The following is a 21,129-nucleotide window of genomic DNA, read 5'->3' as shown; positions in this document are numbered from 1 at the left end:
GCGCGCGGATGACGATGGCGGCGCAACAATCCATGATCGGCGATGCGATATTCGCCGCTCTCGCGTTGCTGATCGCCGTCGAAGCGATCGTGCTGTCGCTTGCCCAGCACATCCTCACCCCGGCGCTGCGCTTGTCGCTGCGCCGTTGGCAAGCGGGCACGCTGACGCTCGCCGGGGCGTGCGCGGTGTGCGCTGCCGTGAGCGTATTGCCAACGCCGATAGTCGCCGTGGCGAGCAGCTTGCTCGTTACCGGCGGGCTGATCGAGTATCATCGGTCGCTACGCCTGTTTCGCGGACGTCTCCTGCGCCGGCGCGACTTTCTGCCGCTGGCGGTGGCGACGGTGGGCGTGCTGGATTTTCTGTTCGTTTGCGCCAGCCCGGCGTTGCTGACCGCAGTCACCGCGTTCGTCTGGGTGTGGGCGATGTCCGACTGCCTGCGGATGATCGTCGTCGACGGCAAGGGCGAGGCCGGGCGCGGCCGCTACACGATGGCCGGCATTTTCGCCCTTGCTATGGTCCTGACGCTTGTGCCCGCCAGCCGCCCCATCTTTTTCGACACGATGCCGGGGACGAGGGGCGATTGGCGCATGCTGGCCGCGGCGATCTTCCTTGGTCTGTTGCCGATTGTCGGTGCCACCGTGTTCCTGCTGATGTGCGTCGATCGGCTGAAGAGCAGCCTCGAACTCGCGGCCTTGACCGATCATCTGACCGATCTATCCAACCGCCGCCTCCTGGGAACCATCGGCAAGGACGTGTTCGATCGCACCCGGGCGCGCGGCACGCGCTTCTCTGTCGCGATCATCGACATCGATCACTTCAAGTCGATCAACGATTCGTTCGGCCACGCGGTCGGCGACGAAGTGCTGGTGCACGTTTCGCAGCGGTTGAAAGAGAGCATCCGCAAATCCGATTTCATCGCGCGGTCAGGCGGCGAGGAATTCGTCGTCATCCTCGACGACCCACGGCTGGAGGACGTACAAGCAACCGTGGAACGATTGCGCGTCGCCGTCGAGTGCAGCCGCTTCCCTGGAAGAAGGGGGATATCGGTGACGATCTCGGCCGGGGTGGCGACATACCACCCCGCAGACACCGGCTTCGACGATGTCCTCCAGCGCGCCGACAATGCCATGTATCTCGCCAAATCGCGCGGCCGAAACCGGGTCGAGCTTGCCGACGAGCCGATGTGGGAAGAAGGGGAAGACCGGGAAGCCGGCGCAGCAAGCGCTGGGCGGCGGGGATCCCGGTAGCGGGAGTCAACGCGCTGCCGTAGCCCGGCAGTGCTCCTGGTGGCATCTACCCAGAATTGTAAATTTTTGTCTCTGACGGGGGATCATTGCGCCGCAAGCGTTTAGATAACAGGGACGGTCGCGGATTAAAGAACCGCCCATCACCAGGGATAGCGAATGCGGCTTGCCATTGTTGATGACGACGAGGATCTGATCGATTTCGTGCGCGAGGCGCTGGGGGGCGCCGGATACAAGTGCGTCGGCTTTCGCAATGCGACCAGCCTGCTTGCCGCCCTGAGGCGCGAAACCTTCGACCTGCTGCTGCTCGACTGGGGTCTTCCCGACACTTCGGGCTTTGACCTGTTGCAGCGCATCCGGGCGAGCGACACGCGGCCGTCCGGCATCATCATGATTACCAATCGCGCAGACAAGGAAAGCATCGCCGAGGCGCTGCGAGCGGGCGCAGACGATTATATCATCAAGCCGGAGAGCGCGGCGGTCATCGTCGCACGGATCGAAGCGGTGCTGCGTCGAGCGACGACGCAGCACGACACCGATCGATTCCTCCGCTTCGGCGGCTATGAATTTGATCGACTGACGCAAACCACCCGGATCGGCGACGAGCCGGTGGCGCTGAGCAGCAAGGAATTCGCGCTAGCCCTGCTGTTTTTCGATAACATTCATCGCCCGATGTCGCGCGGCTATATCCTCGAGACACTCTGGCATTCGGCGTCGGACCTGCCGACGCGGACGCTCGACATGCACGTGTCGAAGCTCCGCACCAAGCTCCGCCTCCGTCCAGAAAGCGGGTATCGCATCATTGCGATATCGGGCTATGGCTATCGCATGGAGCAATTTCCGACGGAGAATGCCCCGTGATCGCGCTGCTGCTCGTCGCGGCCGCCGCTGCATCACACACTTCGGGCGACGTGGTGCGCTACGTCATCAAACAGGGCGATACGTCCTCCGATCTCGCCCAGCGTTATCTTGTTCCGGCGCATGACTGGCATGATCTGCTCCGTCTGGCGAATACGCGCGATCCACGCGCCATGCCGGCCGGCCGTGCCGTATCGATACCGGTCGCCTGGCTGCGCGACAGCCGCGGGGACGCCAATCTGGCGAGTTATCGCGGTACCGTGACGATTACCGTCAACGGCCGCTCGACGCCGCCGCGGACCGGCATGTCGCTCGGCGAAGGCGCAGAGCTGACCACCGCCGCCAACAGCTTCGCCACGTTAATCCTACCCGATGGATCGCGGGTCGCCCTGCCGTCGCAAAGCCGGCTGAAGGTGGTGGAGCTGCGCAAGTTGATTATCAACGGCGCGATTCGATATCGTTTCGAACTCGGACGCGGCAGCGTCGATACGCATGTCACCCCGCTTAGCGATCCGTCCGGCCGCTACATCATCTCTACACCGATCTCGATGACGGCGGTGCGCGGCACCGAATATGCCGTTTTCTACGATGATGCGACGCACGCGGCGGGAACCGAGGTATTCTCCGGCACCGTCGCCGTATCGCCGCCAGACGGTTCACGGCCGCTGCTCGTGCCCAAGGCGTTCGGCGCCACCACCGACGCCGACGGGCAGAGCGAGAAGACAGCCTTGCTGCCAGCCCCCGATTTAGTCGATCCCGGCAAGGCGCAGCATGACGACCTCGTCACGTTGAATCTCACGCCGGTTCCGGGTGCGGTAGCTTATCATATCCTGCTCGCGACCGACGCGGGCTTCGTCGATTCCTATCGCGAGCAACGATCGCCGACACCACATTTCGAGGTGCAGGGCGTGCCCGACGGCCATCAGTTCGTACGGATCTCGGCGGTGGCGCCGAGCGGGTTGGAAGGACAGCGCCAGACCTATGCCTTCACCCGCTTGCTGGCCTCGATCCACGGCGAAGCGATCGCGACAACCGATGGCTATCGCTTCAAATGGTATGGCGCCGGACAAGGCGAGCGCCATTATCGGCTGCGCATCTTCCGCGACGCCGCCAAGGGCGTGCCGATCATCGACGATGTCGGCCTCACCGGAAACGAAATCGCAGTGAAGAGGCTGCCGCCCGGCACCTACTTTTGGCAGGTCGCGACCGTCCAGGCGGGACCGGACGGCATGACCGAAAACTGGACCGACCCGGAACGACTGGTGATTGCTGCGCCGGATGGCGGCTGAGGCTTGCAACACCGCCGGCTCCTTCTCGAATGGTGCGTGATCGTCCTCGTCACGATGGCGCTGGTTGCCGGGCTGGTCGCGGCACGCGCCACCGAGCGGATCGATCACGTTTTCTATGATTCGCTGGTCGGCTTCCGGGCACCGCCGCCGTCCGACCATATCCTGCTGGTGACGATCGACGATTCCAGCATCGCGGCGATCGGCCGCTGGCCCTGGCCCCGCGCCGTGCATGCCCGCATGCTGGAACGATTGGAGGCGGCGCGACCGGCGGCGATCGCCTATGACGTCCTGTTCACCGAACCGGGAGGCAGCGCCGACGACGCACGCCTCGCGGCGGCCGAAAAGACTCTGGGCAGCGTTGTCCTGCCGGTGCTGTTCGAAGCCCCCGGACATGACGGGCGACCGATCGACGCGACGCCGCCCATCGCACCGATAGGCACAGCCGCGCGGGCGATCGGCCATGTCGCGCTGCTGCCCGACGACGACGGCACCGCGCGATCGGTGCTGCTGTCGCTCCCGGCGGACGGCCGGGTCTGGCTACATCTGATGGAATGGGCCTACCGCATCGCCTTCGGCCATCCCTCCGCCGCCTGGCAACATCATCGGAACACCATCACGATCCCGTTCCAGCCCTATAGCGGCGGCTTCCGCACGATCTCCTTTGCCGACGTGCTCGCCGGTCAGGTGCCGACGGCATTTCTGCGCGGGCGCATCGTGCTCGTCGGCGTTACCGCGGCGGGCCTCGGCGACCGTTACGTGGTGCCGATGCGGCGCGGCGGGCCGATCAGCGGGCTCGAGGTGCAGGCCAACCTGCTCAACACGCTGATCGCCCACCGCTCGATCGTCACGCCAGCCCGGCCCGTGTTGTTCGCCGCCGCGCTGTTGCCCAGCCTGTTGCTGCTGATCTGCTTCTGGCGGCTGGGCCCAGGGCACGCCTTCGCCGCCTCGCTGACGCTCATAGCACTGGGGTTGGTGGTGCCGGCGGTATTGCTTGCGCTGGCCGGGATCTGGCTGCCGCCGACGCCCGGACTGATCGGGCTGTTGCTCGTCTATCCATTATGGGGCTGGCGGCGGCTACAGGCAGTCGACCGGGCGATCGGCCAGGAACTAACCGCATTTGCCGCCGAAGCAGCACCGGTGCCGCCGAGAGCGCCCAGGCGTGCGCCGCTGGATCCGGTAGGCGGCCAGACGGCACGGCTGCGCGACGCGATCACCGACATGCGCGATATGCGCCAGCTGGTCTCCGATACGATCGAAAGCGTCGACGATCCGCTGCTCGTTACCGATCTCGACGATCGGATATTGCTCGCCAACCGGCCGGCCGCCGCGCTGTTCGGCTCGTCGCTTGCCGGCCGCCAAGCGGCGGCGCTGCTCGCCGATGCCGCCGAAACCGAAGTCACGCCCGATGCGATGCCCGCTGAACTGGCGGTTGGCGATCGCGCGTTCTCGCTTCGCCGGTCGTCGCTATGCGGCAGCGATGGCGAACGGCGGGGCTGGATCGTGCATCTGCTGGATATCACCGCCACCCGCGCGGCCGAACGCGAGCGCGAGGCGGCACTGGAATTCCTCAGCCACGACATGCGCTCGCCGCAATCGTCGATCATCACGCTGATCGAGCATCATCGGCACGCGTTGGGCGATGCCGATATCGCACCGCGCATCGCGGCACTGGCGCGGCGCACGTTGACATTGGCCGACAATTTCGTCGAACTCGCCCGGCTTGACGTAGCTCGCTTCGCGCCTGACGAACTCGACCTCGGCGACGTGCTGACCGAGGCGGCCGACGACCTCTGGTCGCAGGCCTCCAGCCGCAACATCCGCATCGAGCTCGAAGGGACCGACCAGCCCCGCTTCATGCTCGGCGAACGCGATACGCTGCGCCGCATGTTCGCCAATCTGCTCGATAACGCGGTGAAGTTCAGTGCCGACGACGGCGTCGTCCGTTGCCGCCTGACTGGCGATGCCGCGGGATGGATCGAGTGCGTCATCGACGATGACGGGCCGGGCATGCCGCCGGAGCGCTGCGCCGATTTGTTCAAGCGCTATGGCTATCGCCGCAAGGCGCCGGGATCGCGGCACGCGGCCGGTCTCGGGCTTGCCTATGTCGGCGCCGCCGTTGCCCGGCACCATGGCGAGATCAACTGCACGCCGCGCGCGCCACATGGCACGCGCTTCATCCTGCGCTTTGCCGGCGTACCATAACCCATCCGCCGACATAGCATGAGCGCGGCGGCGCAGCGCCTATGCTTGGTTGGCGAGAGCTGCTTTCGCGAGCAGCGGCAGCACCGTCGCGGGCGCGCCGTGGCAGCGCGAGGTGATCGCGCCGGTGCGACGCACCACTGCACCGGTGGTACGATCGATCATCGCCACGGTGAGGACATAGGCTTGCCGGTGGCAGAAGCTGGGCGGCGCCTTGGCCTCGGGTGAGACCGTCGTATTTCCGCCCGCCCCATCAGGCACCGTCAGCGCCAGCCGGCGCGGCCGCACCGCGAAGCCGACCTCGATCCGCTGCGCCGCGTCCGCGGTTTCTACACGGCCCGCAGATACCAAAGCATCGTGCACCGCGGCGATAGCAGCGGCGTCGTTGCCCGGCGCCATGACGAAGCTCGCGCGTGGATCGCCGGCCACCGCGCCGCCGAAGTGCCGGATCGACGGCGCGCACCCGGCGAGCGCCAGCACCGCTGCCAGAGCCGCCGTCCGGGCATGGATTTTCATTCCGGTCACGTAGGACAGGATAATCCGGGCGGCGAACAAGGCAAGCGGCGCGTGCGGCCGCATGAATTGTCGGAGAAATTCGCTATTGTTTCAGTATATTATGTGCAATTTACGGCAATTTACTGGACCTGCCCGCCGCCATGCCCGATCAGGGTTGTCGTGCCTCCCTGGCGACACGTGTGGGAACGCACAACCCCGGGGCAACGGTCGAGCCCCCCAAAGGTGACCGTTGCCCCCTTTTTTCGGCCTCGGAGCGACATTCGGGGTTGCGTCGCTCAATAGCGAACCGGCGCCGGGACGCGATACGACGGGCCGAAAAGGACGAATTGGCTGGACGGCAAGGAAACAGCGCATGGCCCATCGCTTCGAAATCTACACCGACAAGGCGGGCGAGCACCGGGTGCGATTCAAGTTCAATGCCGAAACGATCTTCTCCACCGAAGGGTATAGCGCGCGCAGCGGCGCCAAACGGGCGATCGAAGCGATCAAGAAACACGTTCCGGCCGCCGAGACGGTGGAACTCGACTAGCCGCACCGCCGCCGAATGGTGCGGTGCGAATCGGCTGGCATTGCATGACAGGGGGCAATGCCGGGGCGGTCGTCGGATGCGACGACAGCCCGCTCGGGCGGGGCCACGCGCATCCGGCCCCGCCCGGCGCCGATTCGGACTGGTTGCACCCCGAGCCGTTGCGATCGGCACGAGCAACGGGCTGCTTCGACACCATCGAGCAGGCCGCAGGGACCGGCGCGCCCGGATCAGGCAGGCGCAACAAGGGCGGCTCGCGCCGCCTTGGCCGCGGCGACCATATTCTCCAGCGCCGGCTTCACGTCCTCCCACTTGCGCGTTTTGAGGCCGCAATCGGGATTGACCCATAATTGCCCGGGCGACAGCCGCTCGCTTGCCTTGAGCAGCAGTGCCTCCATCTCCCCGGCGGAGGGAATACGGGGGCTGTGGATGTCATACACGCCCGGCCCGATCTCGTTGGGATAGTCATAGTCGACGAACGCGTCGAGCAGTTCCATTTTCGAGCGCGAGGTCTCGATCGAAATGACGTCGGCATCCATGGCGCCGATCGATTCGATGATCTCGTTGAACTCCGAATAACACATGTGTGTGTGGATCTGCGTTGCGTCGCCAACGCCAGCCGCCGAGAGGCGAAAGCTCTCCACCGCCCAGCCGAGATAATATTGCCAGTCGGCCTTGCGCAGCGGCAAGCCCTCGCGCAGCGCCGCCTCATCGATCTGGATGATCTTGGCCCCGGCCGCCTCGAGGTCGAGCACCTCGTCGCGGATCGCCAGCGCGATCTGGCGACACGTGTCCTCGCGCGGCTGATCGTCGCGGACGAACGACCAGTTGAGAATGGTGACGGGGCCGGTCAGCATGCCTTTCATCGGCTTGTCGGTCAGGCTCTGGGCATAGCGCCACCATTTGACTGTCATCGGCCCGGGCCGCGAGACGTCTCCGAAGATGATCGGCGGGCGGACGCAGCGCGAGCCGTAGCTCTGCACCCAGCCGGCGTGGCTGAACGCGAACCCGGCGAGCTGCTCGCCGAAATATTGCACCATGTCGTTGCGCTCGAACTCGCCATGGACGAGCACGTCGATGCCCGCGTCTTCCTGCCATTTGACGGTGCGGACCGTCTCTTCCTGAAGGAAGGCCTCGTAGCCGGCATCGTCCAGTTCGCCCTTGCCGTGCGCGGCACGCGCCTTACGCACCTCGGGCGTCTGCGGGAACGACCCGATCGTCGTCGTCGGCAACGGTGGCAAGCCGAGATGTGCCTGCTGCGCCTTGATCCGCTCCGCGAACGGCGCGCCGCGGCGGGCCATCGCAGCATCGACCGTCGCGAGGCGATCGCGCACCGCGGGGTTCCGCGTCAGCGGCGAGCGGCGGCGGCTCGCGATCGAATCGGCATTGTCGGCCAGTTCGGCCCAGATGATGTAGCGCCCCTCGGCAAGGCCCTGGCGCAGGATGGCAATCTCCTCCAGCTTCTGCGCGGCGAAGGCCAGCCAGTCCTTGATCTCGGCATCGAGCTTGGTTTCCAGCGCGAGATCGACCGGCGTGTGGAGCAGCGAGCAGGACGGCGCGATCTGGACCTCGGCACGCTGCCTGACGACCATATCATAGCGGTCGAGCAAAGCGGTAAGATCGGCTTTCCAGACGTTGCGCCCGTCGATCACGCCCAATGACAGGACGAGATCATCGCGCGCACCGGCGAGCACCGCATCGAGTTGCTCGGGCGCGCGGACCAGATCGACGTGCAGGCCGGCAACAGGCAGCGCCAATGCCGTTTCCAGATTGTCGCCCAGCGCGCCGAAATAGGTCGCCAGCATCAGCTTGATGCCGCGCACCTTCGCGAGTTCGGCATAAGCGGTGCGATAGGCATCGCGCGCCGCATCGCCGAGATCGAGCACCAGCGCGGGTTCGTCGATCTGCACCCAGTCTGCACCGGCCTCGGCCAGCTTCGCCAGCAACGCGGCATAGACGGGCAGCAACCTGGGCAGCAGCGACAACGGATCGAAGCCCCCTGTCTTCGATTTGGCGAGCAGCAGATACGTGACCGGGCCGAGGATCACCGGGCGGGTATGGTGGCCGAGTGCCCTGGCTTCCTGGAAATGGTCGATCGGCTTGGTCGCCGACAGCGCGAACGCCTGATCGGGTGCCACCTCGGGCACCATATAATGATAATTGGTGTCGCACCACTTGGTCATTTCCTGCGCGGGCACGTCCAATCCGGCGCCGTGGCCGTGGGCACAGCCGTGTTCGATCGCCTCCGGGCTGGCTCCGGTCTGGCGGCCGCGCGCCATCGCGAAATAGACGTCGAGCGAGTCGGGCGCGCCGATCGCGCGATAGATTTCCGGAATTGCGCCGACCATCACCGAGGTATCGAGCACCTGGTCATAGAAGGAGAAATCGTTCGACGGGATCACCTCGATGCCGGCGGCTTTCTGGCGATCCCAGGTCGCGGCGCGCAGGTCTTTTGCGGTCTGAAGCAATGTCGCTTCGTCGATTTTGCCGGCCCAATAGGCTTCGGTTGCGGCCTTGAGCTCGCGGCGCGGGCCGATGCGGGGGAAACCGAGATTGGCGGCTGAAACAGTCATCATGCACTCCTGGTCAGGCCGGACCGGTGAACCAGGATAGAGCGCGCGAGGGCGCAGGAGACGACGCGGCCCGGAGGTTGGCGGACACGCGACGCAACTCGTGCGTCTGGCGCGATCCACCGGAGGAACCCCCGTCCGAGGAACGTTATCGCGTCGAAAGGCAGGTCTCCTGGCTTGCGGGTCAGCACGTCGATCCCGGCCTTCCCGGCGCGCGTGCGGCACGCCAGTGACCATCGATTGGGATCGCCGCTCGCCGCTTACAGTTGCGGGGGCAGCGCCGGACTCCGCGCCTTCAAGACGCGCCACCGGCTTCCCGTCTTAGCCCCGCCGCCATGCCTGGGACGGGGAACCTCGACGCCGGCTTGATCGCGGATTTCGCGAACCGCGTCAAGAACAATATAAAGATATGTTTATATCGTTATGTCATGCCGGGACCGCACCACACCGCCGGCGATAAGCGGGACGAGCTGATCGCTAACGCTTGGGGGATTCCCCATGTTCTGCTACGGCGCCGCCGATATGCTCAATCTGACCGACATCACCGTGCGCCTCGGCGGACGCACGATCATCGATGGTGCCACTGCCAGGCTGCCGCCGCGCGGCCGCATCGGCCTCATCGGGCGCAATGGTGCCGGCAAGACGACGCTGGTCCGCACCATCACCGGCGGTATCGAGCCCGACACGGGATCGATCGACATGCCGCGCGGCACCCGGCTCGGCTATATCGCGCAAGAAGCGCCGGCGGGCGACGCCACGCCGCTGGAAACGGTGCTGGCCGCCGATACCGAGCGCACCGCGCTGATGGCCGAGAGCGAGACCTGCACCGATCCCGATCGGCTGGGCGACGTCTATGAGCGGCTGATCGCGATCGACGCCTATACCGCCGAGGCGCGCGCGGCGCGCATCCTGATCGGCCTCGGGTTCGACGAAGCGGCGCAGCAATGCCCGCTCGACAGTTTCTCGGGCGGCTGGAAGATGCGCGTGGCGCTCGCCAGCCTGTTGTTCTCGCAACCCGACGTGCTGCTGCTCGACGAACCCTCCAACCACCTCGATCTCGAAGCCGTGCTGTGGCTGGAGGATTTCCTCAAGAGCTATCCGGCGACGATCCTGCTGGTCAGCCACGAGCGCGATTTCCTCAACAACGTCGTCGATCACATCCTGCATCTGTCGGGCGGCAAGCTGACGCTGTACCCGGGCGGATACGACGCGTTCGAGAAGCAGCGCGCCGAGCGCCAGGCGCAGATCGCCTCGGCGTGCGCCAAGCAGCAGGCCGAGCGCGAGAAGCTGCAGGATTATGTCGCGCGCAATTCGGCGCGCGCCTCGACCGCGAAGCAGGCGCAGTCGCGCGCCAAGATGCTCGCCAAGATGCAGCCGATCGCCGAGCTGATCGACGATCCCAGCCTGAGCTTTGATTTCCCCGATCCCGACGAGCTGCGCCCGCCGCTGGTGACGATGGACATGGCCACCGTCGGCTATGGCGAGACGCCGATCCTCAAGCGGCTCAACCTCAGGCTCGATCCCGACGATCGCATCGCGCTGCTGGGCCGCAACGGCAACGGCAAGACGACGCTCGCCCGCCTGCTTGCCGCGCAGCTCGCGCCGATGGAGGGCGGGATCACCGCCACGGGCAAGATGCGCGTCGGCTATTTCACCCAATATCAGGTCGAGGAACTCGATCGCGACGAAACCCCGCTCCAGCACATGACGCTGATGATGAAGGGCGCGAGCCAGGGCGCGGTGCGCGCGCAGCTCGGCCGCTTCGGGTTTCAGGGCCAGAAGGCGACGACTGCGGTCGGCAAGCTGTCGGGCGGCGAGCGAGCGCGCCTCGCGCTGGCACTGATTACCCGCGACGCGCCGCACATGCTGATCCTCGACGAGCCGACCAACCATCTCGACGTCGACGCCCGCGAGGCGCTGATCCAGGCGCTCAACGCCTATACCGGCGCGGTGGTGATCGTCAGCCACGACAAGCACATGATCGAGATGACCGCCGACCGGCTGGTGCTGGTCGACGGCGGCACAGCGAAGGAGTTCGACGGTTCGGTCGACGATTATATCGCGCTGGTGCTGAGTGGCGAACCGAAGGCCGAGAAAGCCGACAGGAAGGAGCGCCGCGCCACCGAGACGCGCGAGCGCGAGAAGGAATTGCGGCAACGCGCCAAGACGGCGGAGAGCGAGTTGAGCCGCCTTTCCGAACAGCGCAGTGCGGTCGACCGGGCAATGGCCGATCCATCGGCCGGCGCCTCGATGAATGACCTGATGAAGCGCCGCGCCGAGCTTGACGATCAGGTCGCCAGTGCGGAAAGCGCCTGGCTGGAGGCGAGCGAGGCGCTGGAGGCAATCGCGGCCTAACGTCTTTCGTCATGCCGGACTTGTTCCGGCATCCAACGGGCCACGGGTGCCATCGGAGAGTTGGACTCCGGAACAAGTCCGGGGTGACGGCCCTAATGCGCGTCAGCGCCGTTTCAGCCGCACGATCGCCGTATCGAGCGACTGCAGGAACGCCGACCGATCGGCCTTCGAGAACGGCGCCGGCCCACCGAGTTGATCGCCACCCGCGCGCAAATCGGCCATGATCGCTCGCGTCGCGATCGCGGCGCCGATCGAGTTTGCGGTGAACGGCTTGCCGGTCGGTGCCAGCACGCTTGCCCCGACCTTCAGGCAGCGGTCGGCGAGCAGGATGTCGGCAGTGACGACGATCGTCTCGCTGCCCGCGGCCTCGGCGATCCAGTCATCCGCGGCGTCGAAGCCGTCGCTTACGACGATACGCTCGATCGCCGAGTGATCGGGCACGCGCAACCAGCTGTTGCTGACGATCGCCACCGCCACCTCATGCCGCCATGCCACCTTGTAGACCTCGTCCTTGACCGGGCACGCATCCGCATCGACGAGGATGCGCAAGGTCACGCCGGCTTGCCCTTTCGCGGCTTGCCCGGTGCGCCCTTGCGCTTCGGCCCGCCGGGCCGGAACGGCTTGGGACGGTGCTGGCCGCCGGGAGGACGCCCCCTGCCCTCGCGCTGGCCGCGCGCGGCCATGCGCGGGCCCTCGGACGGCTCGATGCGCACGTCGGCCTGCTCGTCCTCGTCGCGCGCGGTGCGCGCGACCGCCGCCGTGAACTTCCCCGCGATCGCACGCGGTACCTGGAAATGAGTTTCGTCCGCACCGATCCGGATCGCACCGACCTCGTTGCGAGTGATGTGCCCGCGCCGGCATAGTAGCGGCAACAGCCAGCGCGGATCGGCATTCTGGCGGCGGCCGATGTCGATCCTGAACCAGACGACGTCCTCGAACCCGGCGCGATGCCGCTCCTGCTGCGCCGCGCGGCGCGCTTCGGGCGTGTTCTCGATCATCTCCTCGGGCTGCGGCATCGATGCGCGATGCGCGCGAACCAGCGCGGCGGCGATGTCCGCGGGCGCGCGCTCGGCCAGCAGCCGCTCGGCGATCGCTCGATCTTCTTCATCCACCTCGACCGGTGCGAGAAGTGCCGCCAGCAGCCGCTCGCGATCCTGCGCGCGGATCGCTTCCGGGGTCGGCGCGTCGATCCACGCCGCGTTGATCCGCGCGCCGCGCAGCATCGATTCGACCCGCTTGCGACGCGGATAGGGAACGATCAGCACGGCGGTGCCCTTGTTCCCCGCGCGCCCGGTGCGGCCCGATCGATGCTGCAGCGTCTCCGCATCGCGCGGAATCTCGACATGGATGACGAGGCTGAGGCTGGGCAGATCAATGCCGCGCGCGGCAACATCGGTAGCAACGCAGACCCGCGCGCGCCGATCGCGCAGCGCCTGCAGCGCGTGGTTGCGTTCGGATTGGGAATGCTCGCCCGACAAGGCGACAACGGCAAAGCCGCGCTCCTGCAGCATGGCGTGCAGCCGGCGGACGTTGTCGCGCGTCGCGCAGAACAGGATCGCGGTTTCCGCTTCGTGGAAGCGCAGCAGATTGACCACCGCCGCCTCTATCTCGGCGGGCGAGACGGTGACTGCTTGATAGGTGATGTCGCCATGGCCGCGATCCTCGCCCACCGTCGACAAGCGCAAGGCATCGCGCTGATAGCGCCGCGCCAGCGCGACAATCGGCTTGGGCATCGTCGCCGAGAACAGCAGCGTACGCCGCTCACCCGGCGTCGCGTCGAGGATTTCCTCGAGATCCTCGCGGAACCCCATGTCGAGCATCTCGTCGGCCTCGTCGAGCACCGCCGCCTTCAACGCCGACAGGTCGAGCGCGCCGCGTTCGAGATGGTCGCGCAACCGCCCCGGCGTGCCGACGACGATGTGCGCGCCACCATTGAGTGCGCGCCGCTCCTTGGACGCATCCATGCCGCCGACGCAGGTCGCGATGCGCGCGCCGGCCTTGGCATAGAGCCACATCAACTCGCGGCTGACCTGCAGCGCCAGCTCGCGGGTCGGCGCGATCACCAGCGCGAGCGGTGCTTGCGCGCGCGGCAGCCCGCCATCGGCATCGAGCAGATCGGCCGCGAACGCGAGCCCGAACGCGACGGTCTTGCCCGATCCGGTCTGGGCAGAAACGATCAGATCCCGCCCCTCGGCCTCGGCGGTCAGGACAGCGGCCTGAACCGCGGTGGGGGCAGCAAAGCCGCGCTCGGCAAGGGCATCGGCGAGAACGGACGGAAGGGTCGAAAAAGGCATCATACTCACGGGATCGGCCAGCCCGGGGGCTGTAGGACTAAAAGGTAAAGGCGCGGCGATGTTCCGATGGGCAATGCCATCGCTTCGGAGCCGCAAAGCCTGCGGCCGCCGCCATGTCTCCACCTGCCCTTACAGCCTGATGCGCCGTTTGGCTTGTATTGATTTTCCGATCCGCTCGTCGCCGACCTCACCCAGGCGCCAGGCAGCGTGTTTTATCGCTGCCGTCAGCCTTCGGTGTCGGGAATCTCGCGCACCCAGATGTTGCGGAAGCTGATCGGCGCGCTGGCGTCGCCATGTGCCTGCAGCTTGATCGGCGCGCGATCATAAGCGGTATAGCTGGGCTTGCCGATATACAGCGTCTCCCCGTGCAGCGCGACGTGATCCTGGATCAGCACGCCGTTCAGGAAGGCGGTGACATGGGCCGGGGTCTTCACCGACCCATCGGGCGCGAAGATCGGCTTGTTCCACACCACGTCGATCGCCTGCCACTCGCCCGGCTTGCGCACCGGGTTGGCGAGCGGCGGATATTGTTTGTAGATCGCGCCGGCCTGGCCGTTGACGTAGGTGTTGTTGCGATAGCTGTCGAGAATCTGCAGCTCGTAGCCCTTGTCGCCGGGGCCCGTAGAGGCGAGGAACAATCCGCTGTTGCCGCGTGCCTGGCCGGAGCCGGTGATATTCGCGGGAATGCGGTATTCGAGGTGGAGCTGGTAACTGCCGAACGACTGGCGTGTCTCGATATTGCCGGCCTTCTTGTTCACCGTCACGATACCGCCTGCGACCGTCCAGCCGGCCGGCGCGCCGTCAGCGACATTCTGCCAGTGATCGAGCGAAGTGCCGTCGAACAGCACGATCGCGTCGGACGGCGGTAAGGCGGTGTCGATCTTGCCCGGCGTCACCACCGGCACGGCCGGGGACCATTGCTCGGTATCCTCGGGCTTGGCCTTGTCCTGCGCGGTGGCAGCGATCGGCATCATGGCCAGGACAATGGCCGCGCCCCGGAGAATCGATTTCATAGCTCCCACCCCTTGCGATATGTGCGGTCGAGATAGCGGTTCGCATCGGCGACGTTGGTGATCCGGCCCGCGTTGCCGTCGTATTCGATCGGCGTGCCGGCGCGCATCGCGACGATGCCGAGCAGCATGGTTTCGGTGAGCGGCACCGCGACCGCGAAGGGCGACGAGATTTTCTCCTCGCCACGGATGGCGCGGATCCAGTTCATCTCGTGCCCGTCGATGCCGCCTTCGATGCGCGGCAGCGATGGCGGAATCGCCGCAGCACGTTGGGCGGTGCCGTCGCCGATCAGCACCGGATTCTGGCCATAGGTCTCGTGCATCAGCATGCCCTGGTTGCCGATATAGAGCACGCCGCCCTCCGGCTTCATCACCGCATCGGCCGGCAGATCGCGCGGCGTCGGCGGCATCAGCCCGCCGTCATACCAGGTCAGCTTGACCGGCCCGCCCTTGGCGTTGCCGAATTCGAAATGCGTCACCGTCGCCAGCGGATAGCTACCACGCAGGTCGCCCTCGGGCGTTCCCGGCGGCCGGTCGTTCTCGCCCCACGCCGAATGGCGGGTCTCGATTCGTGTCGGCAACCCAGGATCGAGCGCCCAGACCGGAAAGTCGATCAGATGCGCGCCCATGTCGCCCAGCGCGCCGCACCCGAACGGCTGCCAGCCGCGCCAGTTGAAATGCGCGTAGATCGGGTTGTAGCCCCAGTTCACCATCGACGGGCCGAGCCACACATCCCAATCGAAACCGTCGGGCGTGGGCAGCGCCGCCGGCCGCGCGACGCCCTGCGGCCAGATCGGCCGGTTGGTCCAGACCTGCACCTCGCGCACGTCGCCGATCGCGCCGCCGCGGATCATCTCGACCACGCGGCGGCCGTCATCGCCCGAATGGCCCTGATTGCCCATCTGCGTCACAAGGCGCGGATTATCGCGAGCGAGGCCGTTCAGCACGCGCCCTTCGCGCACCGTATAGGTCAGCGGCTTCTGCACATAAACGTGCAGGCCCCGCTCCATCGCCATCTTCGCGGCGACCGCGTGGTGCTGATCGGGCGTGGCGATGACGACCGCATCGAGATCCTTGCGACTGTCGAGCATGCGCCGGTAGTCGGCATATTTGTCGGCCTTGTCGTAAGCCGCCTTGAGCGTCGCGCGGCGCGCGATCGGCGCGCCATTCTCGTCGACGAACGCCTTGGCGACATGCGACAGATCGGGATCGGCGATCGCAACGATGTTCTGGCTGGTCAGCCGCTCCATGTTGGCAGCGCCCATGCCGCCGGCGCCGATCGCCGCGATATTGACGCGATCGCTGGGGGAAATCCTGCGACGCCGTGGCGGCGACGCATAGGCGGGCAGCACCGAAAATCCAGCAGCGGTAACGGCCGCCCCCTTCAACCACGAACGCCGGTCGATCACCATCGGCACCCCTCTCAAATCACCGGTCCGACGGACGTCGACACGCCACCTGGACTCTTTCCCCCGGCCGGCCGAAGGGATTATGAAATCGATCTCATGCTAGGTCGGGGATATCCGCTTGTCCAGACAGTCACCGCTTCGGCAAGGCTGTGCGATTGATGTCATTGCGGTTACGGTGGCGCAATGACGACGATCAGAGATGTCGCGACCGCCGCCGGCGTATCGCGCGCCACCGCGGCGCGAGTGCTGTCCAATCCGGAGCTGGTCGCCGAAACGACCCGGCTGCGCGTGCTGGAGGTGGTGCAGCGGCTCGGCTACAGCCGCAATTCGGTCGCGGCCAGCCTGCGCACGACGCGCACCGGCCGCATCATCGTCACCGTTCCCGATATCTCCAACCCGTTCTTCTCCCGCGTGATCCGCGGCGTCGAGGAGGCGGCGCAGGAAGCCGGCTATGCCGTGCTGCTCGGCGACACCCGCAACGAGCGCGAGCGCGAGGAGCAATATGCCGAGATGCTCAACCGCCGCGAGGCCGACGGCATCATCTTCCTCGGCCACCGCCTGCCGACGACGCTCGCCCGCGTGCTCGACCGCGACGGCAGCCGCGCCCCGATCGTCAACGGCTGCGAGTTCACGCCGTCGCTGGGCGTGTCGAGCGCGCATATCGACAATGCCGGCGCAGCCTATGAAGTAATGGATTCGCTTTACGCGATGGGACACCGCGACGTCGCGCTGGTGCTGGGGCCGCAGGACAGCCCGCTGACGCGCGACCGCCTGATCGGTGCGCAACGTGCCGCCGAAGATCGTGGCCTGATCGGCCGGCTCGTCGTCGAAACCGGCGATTTCTCGGTCGAATCGGGGCGCCGCGCCGCCAACCTGCTGTTTGCGCGCACGCCGCGCCCGACGGCGATCTTCTGCTTCAGCGACGAGATGGCGATCGGCACGATAGCGGCGGCGCGGTCGGCGCAAATCGCCTGCCCCGAAGCGCTGTCGGTGGTCGGCTTCGACGACATCCAGATGGCGCGCTACGTCGATCCGCCACTCACCACGATCCGCCAGCCGATGGCCGAAATCGGACGCAAGACGGTCGAGCTGTTGATCGCCATCCTGCAGGGTCGCCAGTCCGCGCCCGTCTCCGCCACGCTGCCGCATCGCCTGATTATCCGACAGAGCGTCGGCGCCGGGCCGTTCGCCCGCGCCGCATCAACCGGCCCGACCGATGAGAGGTCGTAAAATTTAGCTTGCAATGAGATCGATCTCATGATTGGTTCGATAAATCCGGCAAAGACCGGGCAGTGGGGTGGGATGTGAAGGGGCGCAAGGCCAATTCGCCGCCCGAACAGTGAGCGGGATGATCGGCATGGCGATAACAACATGGTGAAACTGCGCCTCTCCGCGATGATGTTCGCGCAGTATTTCGCCTGGGGCGTCTGGCTGGTCCCGCTCAGCACCTACATGAGCAAGGGGCTGCATTTCGATACGATCATCGGCACCACCTTCGGGCTGATCGGGATCGCCACGATCCTCTCCACCTTGTTCATCGGCATGGTCGCCGATCGTTTCATCGCGGCGGAAAAGCTGCTCGGCATCCTGTCGCTCGGTGCCGGCGCGGCGCTGTTCTGGGTGACGACCATCCATCAATCGCCGTCGCTGTTCCTGATCGGCTGCCTCGTCCACTTCCTGTTCTATGCCTCGACAATTCCGCTGGCGACCGCGATCGCGTTCAACGCGATCGACGATATCGGCCAGGAATTTCCCGCGATCCGCGTCTGGGGGACGATCGGCTGGATCGTCGCCGGCTTGCTGGTCGGGATCATCAGCGGCGCTGCCGAAACCGCGCTGCCGATGATGATGGCGGCGACGGTCTATATCGCGCTCGGGCTCTACGCCTTCACGCTGCCCAACACCCCACCGCGCGCACGGCATAAGGTGGTCAGCGTCGCCGCGATCTTCGGCCTCGACGTCATCTTCCGCCACAAGGAAGCATCGTTCTGGGTGTTCATCGTCTGCACGCTCGCGCTGATGGTGCCCAAGAGCTTCTACGACACCTATGCCAATGCCTTTTTCGCCGACAAGGATCTCCACATGACGATCTTCGGCGCGCGGCTGGAGGCGACGGGCATCCAGACCGCCGGGCAGATTTTCGAGACGTTTTTCCTCATCAGCCTGCCGTTCCTGCTCGCACGGCTCGGGATCAAGCGCGTGCTGGTGATCGGCATGGGCGCCTGGGCAGTGCGTTTCGTGCTGTTCGGCTTCGGCTATCACGGCGGCACCGCGATCATGCCGATGCTGCTGCTCGGCATCATCATCCACGGCATCTGCTACGATTTCCTGATCGTCTCGGGACAGATTTACGTCGATCGCAAGTTCGACATTGCCTCGCGCGCCCGCGCCCAATCGTTCCTCACGCTGATTACCCAGGGCATCGGTATCGTCGTCGGGTCGAACATCGCCGGGCTGGTCTATGGCCTGCATACCGATCCGGCCGGTGGGCATGACTGGCGCGCAATCTGGCTCGTCCCCGCCGCGATCGCCCTCGTGACGATGGTGGTGTTCGCCCTTGCCTTCCGCGAGAAGCTGGCGGCAGCGCCGGTCACTGAGGAGGGCGCCGCGGCGCCCGCGCAAGCCTGATGGCACAGCCCGCCCTTCGGCTGGGCCTGGTCGGCGGCGGCCCGGGCAGCTTCATCGGCCCGGTCCACCGCATGGCCGCGTGCCTCGACGGTCGCTTCGTACTCGCCGCCGGTGCCTTCAGCCGCGACATCGCCAAATCGCAGTCGCAAGCGGTGGCGTGGGGCCTCGCCGCTGATCGCGCCTATGACGGGATCAAAGCGATGCTCGCCGACGAACGTCAGCGCGACGACGGCATCCAGGCCGTCGCCATCGCCACACCGAACGACAGCCATTTCGCGATCGCCAAGGCCGCGATCGAGGCGGGGCTGCCGGTGATCTGCGACAAGCCGATGACCGCGACGCTCGCCGAGGCCGAGGCGCTGGCGCCGATCGTCGCCGCGAGCGGCCGGCCGTTCGCGCTTACCTACACCTACACCGGCTATGCGATGATCCGCGAGGCCCGCGCCCGCGTCGCCGACGGCACGATCGGCCGCGTGCGGAAGATCATGGTCGATTACCCGCAGGGCTGGCTTGCCGACGCGATCGAGGACCGCAACACGCAGGCGAGCTGGCGCACCGACCCGGATCGCGCCGGCCAGGGGGGCGCGATCGGCGACATCGGCGTCCACGCCTTCCAGCTCGCCGAATATGTCGCCGGCCTTCGTGTCGAGGAACTCGTCGCCGATCTGCCGCGCGTCGTGCCCGGCCGCCGCCTCGACGACGATTGTAACATCCTGCTGCGCTTCGAGGGCAAGGTGCCCGGCGTGCTGACCGCTTCGCAGATCGCTACCGGCGAGCGCAACGGCCTGCGCCTGCGCGTCTATGGCGAGAAGGGCGGACTCGAATGGGATCATGATGCGCCGGGCAAGCTCATCTTGCGCTGGCCCGACGCGCGCACCGAAATCCTTCACAGCGGCGCCCCCGGATTGCATCTGACGGCGCAGCGCGCGACGCGGCTGCCGAGCGGCCACCCCGAGGGGTTCATCGAGGCCTTTGCCACGCTCTACGCCGGCTTTGCCGACGCCATCGCCGGCGAGACGGCGGCGCTCGACGGCTTGCTGCCCGGCATCGGCGATGGCCTGCGATCGATGCGCTTCATCGATCTCGCGGCGCGCTCGCACGAGGCTCGCGCCTGGCTGCCTTTCTCCGGAGGCGCGGCATGAAGACGATCAAGGGCCCCGGCATCTTCCTGGCGCAGTTTCTCGGCGACGAGGCGCCGTTCGACACGCTCGACCATCTCGCCGAATGGGCGGCGGGGCTCGGGTACAAGGCGGTGCAAATCCCCTGCACGTCTCGCCTAATCGATCTCGAAACCGCGGCCGACAGCCAGGCCTATTGCGACGACCTCAATGCGCGGCTCGATCGCCATGGGATCGTGGTCAGCGAGTTATCCACACACCTGCAGGGCCAACTCGTCGCCGTGCACCCGGCCTATGACAGCCTGTTCGATGGCTTCGCGGCCGAGCAGGTGCGCGGCAAGCCCGCCGAGCGTCAGGCCTGGGCGGTCGATCAGGTCAAGCTCGCCGCACGCGCCAGCCGGCGGCTCGGGCTGTCGGCCCACGCGACTTTCTCCGGCGCGCTCGCCTGGCCCTATGTCTATCCGTGGCCGCAGCGGCCCGCAGGCCTGATCGACGAAGCCTTTGCCGAGCTCGGCCGGCGCTGGCGCCCGATCCTCGACGTATTCGAGGAACAGGGCATCGATCTCGCGTACGAGCTTCATCCCGGCGAAGACCTGCACGACGGCGTCACCTACGAACGCTTTCTCGACGAGGTCGGCCAGCACCCACGCGCGAGGCTGTTATACGACCCCAGCCATTTCGTGCTGCAACAGCTCGATTATCTAGCCTTTCTCGACATCTACCACGATCGGATCAGCTGCTTCCACGTTAAGGACGCCGAGTTCCGGCCCACGGGGCGCTCGGGCGTCTATGGCGGCTATCAGAATTGGGTCGATCGGCCTGGACGCTTCCGCTCGCTCGGCGACGGCCAGGTCGATTTCGGCGCGATCTTCTCCAAGATGGCGGCTTACGACTTCCCCGGTTGGGCCGTGCTCGAATGGGAGTGCGCGCTCAAGCATCCCGAGGACGGCGCCCGCGAGGGCGCGCCTTTCATCCGCGATCATATCATCCGCGTGACGCCCCACGCCTTCGACGATTTCGCCGCCAGCGGGGTGGACCGCGCGGCCAACCGCCGACTGCTCGGCTTGAGCCCCGATAGTGACGATGCGAGGTAGCAATGACTGTAGTTCAGGA

The 21,129-nt window shown here is 66.4% G+C and carries 16 protein-coding genes and 1 riboswitch; of the genes, 10 read left to right on the top strand and 6 right to left on the bottom strand.

The window, feature by feature from the left end; all coding sequences use genetic code 11:
• Positions 1-8: 8 nt before the first annotated feature.
• From K7G81_RS04485 to K7G81_RS04470, 4 genes are all read left to right on the top strand, one after another.
• Entirely contained in the window at positions 9-1,247 is a 1,239-nt protein-coding gene (locus K7G81_RS04485; protein WP_223029577.1) for a GGDEF domain-containing protein, read from the top strand.
• A 156-nt stretch (positions 1,248-1,403) separates the two neighbouring features.
• Positions 1,404-2,105, top strand: a complete 702-nt coding sequence (locus K7G81_RS04480) for a response regulator transcription factor (protein WP_223029576.1) — start codon at positions 1,404-1,406, stop codon at positions 2,103-2,105.
• Complete coding sequence (locus K7G81_RS04475) at positions 2,102-3,391, top strand: FecR domain-containing protein (protein ID WP_223029575.1); 1,290 nt, start codon at positions 2,102-2,104, stop codon at positions 3,389-3,391. Before K7G81_RS04480 ends, K7G81_RS04475 begins: the two co-directional genes overlap by 4 nt.
• 3 nt (positions 3,392-3,394) lie before the next feature.
• A complete protein-coding gene (locus tag K7G81_RS04470; protein WP_223029574.1) occupies positions 3,395-5,593 on the top strand; it encodes a CHASE2 domain-containing protein in 2,199 nt (732 codons plus the stop codon).
• 39 nt (positions 5,594-5,632) lie between these two features.
• Here K7G81_RS04470 and K7G81_RS04465 read toward each other — a convergent pair whose 3' ends face one another.
• Complete coding sequence (locus K7G81_RS04465; protein ID WP_223029573.1) at positions 5,633-6,169, bottom strand: hypothetical protein; 537 nt, start codon at positions 6,167-6,169, stop codon at positions 5,633-5,635.
• 289 nt (positions 6,170-6,458) lie between these two features.
• Between K7G81_RS04465 and K7G81_RS04460 the strand changes: the two genes are divergently transcribed.
• On the top strand, positions 6,459-6,635 hold the full coding sequence (locus K7G81_RS04460) for a YegP family protein (protein WP_223029572.1): 177 nt from the start codon (positions 6,459-6,461) through the stop codon (positions 6,633-6,635).
• Positions 6,636-6,862: 227 nt separating this feature from the next.
• On the opposite strand, the gene metE is transcribed toward K7G81_RS04460, so the two are convergent.
• The gene (gene metE / locus K7G81_RS04455; protein ID WP_223029571.1) at positions 6,863-9,205 is read right to left on the bottom strand and encodes a 5-methyltetrahydropteroyltriglutamate--homocysteine S-methyltransferase; all 2,343 of its coding nucleotides are present in this window, start codon (positions 9,203-9,205) and stop codon (positions 6,863-6,865) included.
• 142 nt (positions 9,206-9,347) lie between these two features.
• Positions 9,348-9,572: riboswitch (cobalamin riboswitch) on the bottom strand.
• 152 nt (positions 9,573-9,724) lie between these two features.
• Here metE and K7G81_RS04450 point away from each other — a divergent pair.
• Entirely contained in the window at positions 9,725-11,557 is a 1,833-nt protein-coding gene (locus K7G81_RS04450; protein WP_223030106.1) for an ABC-F family ATP-binding cassette domain-containing protein, read from the top strand.
• Between the two features lie 102 nt (positions 11,558-11,659).
• Here the strand turns inward: K7G81_RS04450 and K7G81_RS04445 are convergent, their stop codons facing one another.
• From K7G81_RS04445 to K7G81_RS04430, 4 genes are all read right to left on the bottom strand, one after another.
• Positions 11,660-12,106: a YaiI/YqxD family protein gene (locus K7G81_RS04445; protein WP_223030105.1), complete on the bottom strand. Its 447-nt coding sequence runs from the start codon at positions 12,104-12,106 to the stop codon at positions 11,660-11,662.
• A 2-nt stretch (positions 12,107-12,108) separates the two neighbouring features.
• Positions 12,109-13,851, bottom strand: a complete 1,743-nt coding sequence (locus tag K7G81_RS04440) for a DEAD/DEAH box helicase (protein ID WP_223030104.1) — start codon at positions 13,849-13,851, stop codon at positions 12,109-12,111.
• A gap of 224 nt (positions 13,852-14,075) precedes the next feature.
• A complete protein-coding gene (locus K7G81_RS04435) occupies positions 14,076-14,864 on the bottom strand; it encodes a 3-keto-disaccharide hydrolase (RefSeq protein WP_255586612.1) in 789 nt (262 codons plus the stop codon).
• A complete protein-coding gene (locus tag K7G81_RS04430; protein ID WP_223029570.1) occupies positions 14,861-16,273 on the bottom strand; it encodes a Gfo/Idh/MocA family protein in 1,413 nt (470 codons plus the stop codon). Before K7G81_RS04430 ends, K7G81_RS04435 begins: the two co-directional genes overlap by 4 nt.
• Positions 16,274-16,453: 180 nt before the next feature.
• Here K7G81_RS04430 and K7G81_RS04425 point away from each other — a divergent pair, with 180 nt between their 5' ends.
• From K7G81_RS04425 to K7G81_RS04410, 4 genes are all read left to right on the top strand, one after another.
• Positions 16,454-17,500, top strand: coding sequence for a LacI family DNA-binding transcriptional regulator (locus tag K7G81_RS04425; RefSeq protein WP_223029569.1), 1,047 nt, complete (start codon positions 16,454-16,456; stop codon positions 17,498-17,500).
• Positions 17,501-17,641: 141 nt separating this feature from the next.
• Positions 17,642-18,898 carry an MFS transporter gene (locus K7G81_RS04420; protein WP_223029568.1) on the top strand — a complete coding sequence of 419 codons (1,257 nt, stop codon included), beginning with the start codon at positions 17,642-17,644 and terminating at the stop codon, positions 18,896-18,898.
• A complete protein-coding gene (locus K7G81_RS04415) occupies positions 18,898-20,040 on the top strand; it encodes a Gfo/Idh/MocA family protein (protein WP_223029567.1) in 1,143 nt (380 codons plus the stop codon). The genes K7G81_RS04420 and K7G81_RS04415 overlap by 1 nt, the downstream gene beginning before the upstream one ends.
• Complete coding sequence (locus K7G81_RS04410; RefSeq protein ID WP_223029566.1) at positions 20,037-21,110, top strand: sugar phosphate isomerase/epimerase family protein; 1,074 nt, start codon at positions 20,037-20,039, stop codon at positions 21,108-21,110. The genes K7G81_RS04415 and K7G81_RS04410 overlap by 4 nt, the downstream gene beginning before the upstream one ends.
• Positions 21,111-21,129: the final 19 nt, after the last annotated feature.

Origin of the sequence: Hephaestia mangrovi (assembly GCF_019880555.1) — a bacterium.
In the GTDB taxonomy this organism is placed as follows: domain Bacteria; phylum Pseudomonadota; class Alphaproteobacteria; order Sphingomonadales; family Sphingomonadaceae; genus Sphingomonas; species Sphingomonas mangrovi.
The sequence above is the reverse complement of the archived record's forward strand: the minus strand, read 5'-3'. Positions and strand labels throughout refer to the sequence as shown.

Bases quoted from the DNA above. Each gene is read 5' to 3' on its own strand.
- K7G81_RS04485 (WP_223029577.1), top strand. From the start codon at position 9: ATGACGATGGCGGCGCAACAATCCATGATCGGCGATGCGATATTCGCC.
- K7G81_RS04480 (WP_223029576.1), top strand. From the start codon at position 1,404: ATGCGGCTTGCCATTGTTGATGACGACGAGGATCTGATCGATTTCGTG.
- K7G81_RS04465 (WP_223029573.1), bottom strand. From the start codon at position 6,169: ATGCGGCCGCACGCGCCGCTTGCCTTGTTCGCCGCCCGGATTATCCTG.
- K7G81_RS04460 (WP_223029572.1), top strand. From the start codon at position 6,459: ATGGCCCATCGCTTCGAAATCTACACCGACAAGGCGGGCGAGCACCGG.
- metE (WP_223029571.1), bottom strand. From the start codon at position 9,205: ATGACTGTTTCAGCCGCCAATCTCGGTTTCCCCCGCATCGGCCCGCGC.
- K7G81_RS04450 (WP_223030106.1), top strand. From the start codon at position 9,725: ATGCTCAATCTGACCGACATCACCGTGCGCCTCGGCGGACGCACGATC.
- K7G81_RS04440 (WP_223030104.1), bottom strand. From the start codon at position 13,851: ATGCCTTTTTCGACCCTTCCGTCCGTTCTCGCCGATGCCCTTGCCGAG.
- K7G81_RS04435 (WP_255586612.1), bottom strand. From the start codon at position 14,864: ATGAAATCGATTCTCCGGGGCGCGGCCATTGTCCTGGCCATGATGCCG.
- K7G81_RS04430 (WP_223029570.1), bottom strand. From the start codon at position 16,273: ATGGTGATCGACCGGCGTTCGTGGTTGAAGGGGGCGGCCGTTACCGCT.
- K7G81_RS04425 (WP_223029569.1), top strand. From the start codon at position 16,454: ATGACGACGATCAGAGATGTCGCGACCGCCGCCGGCGTATCGCGCGCC.
- K7G81_RS04420 (WP_223029568.1), top strand. From the start codon at position 17,642: ATGGTGAAACTGCGCCTCTCCGCGATGATGTTCGCGCAGTATTTCGCC.
- K7G81_RS04415 (WP_223029567.1), top strand. From the start codon at position 18,898: ATGGCACAGCCCGCCCTTCGGCTGGGCCTGGTCGGCGGCGGCCCGGGC.
- K7G81_RS04410 (WP_223029566.1), top strand. From the start codon at position 20,037: ATGAAGACGATCAAGGGCCCCGGCATCTTCCTGGCGCAGTTTCTCGGC.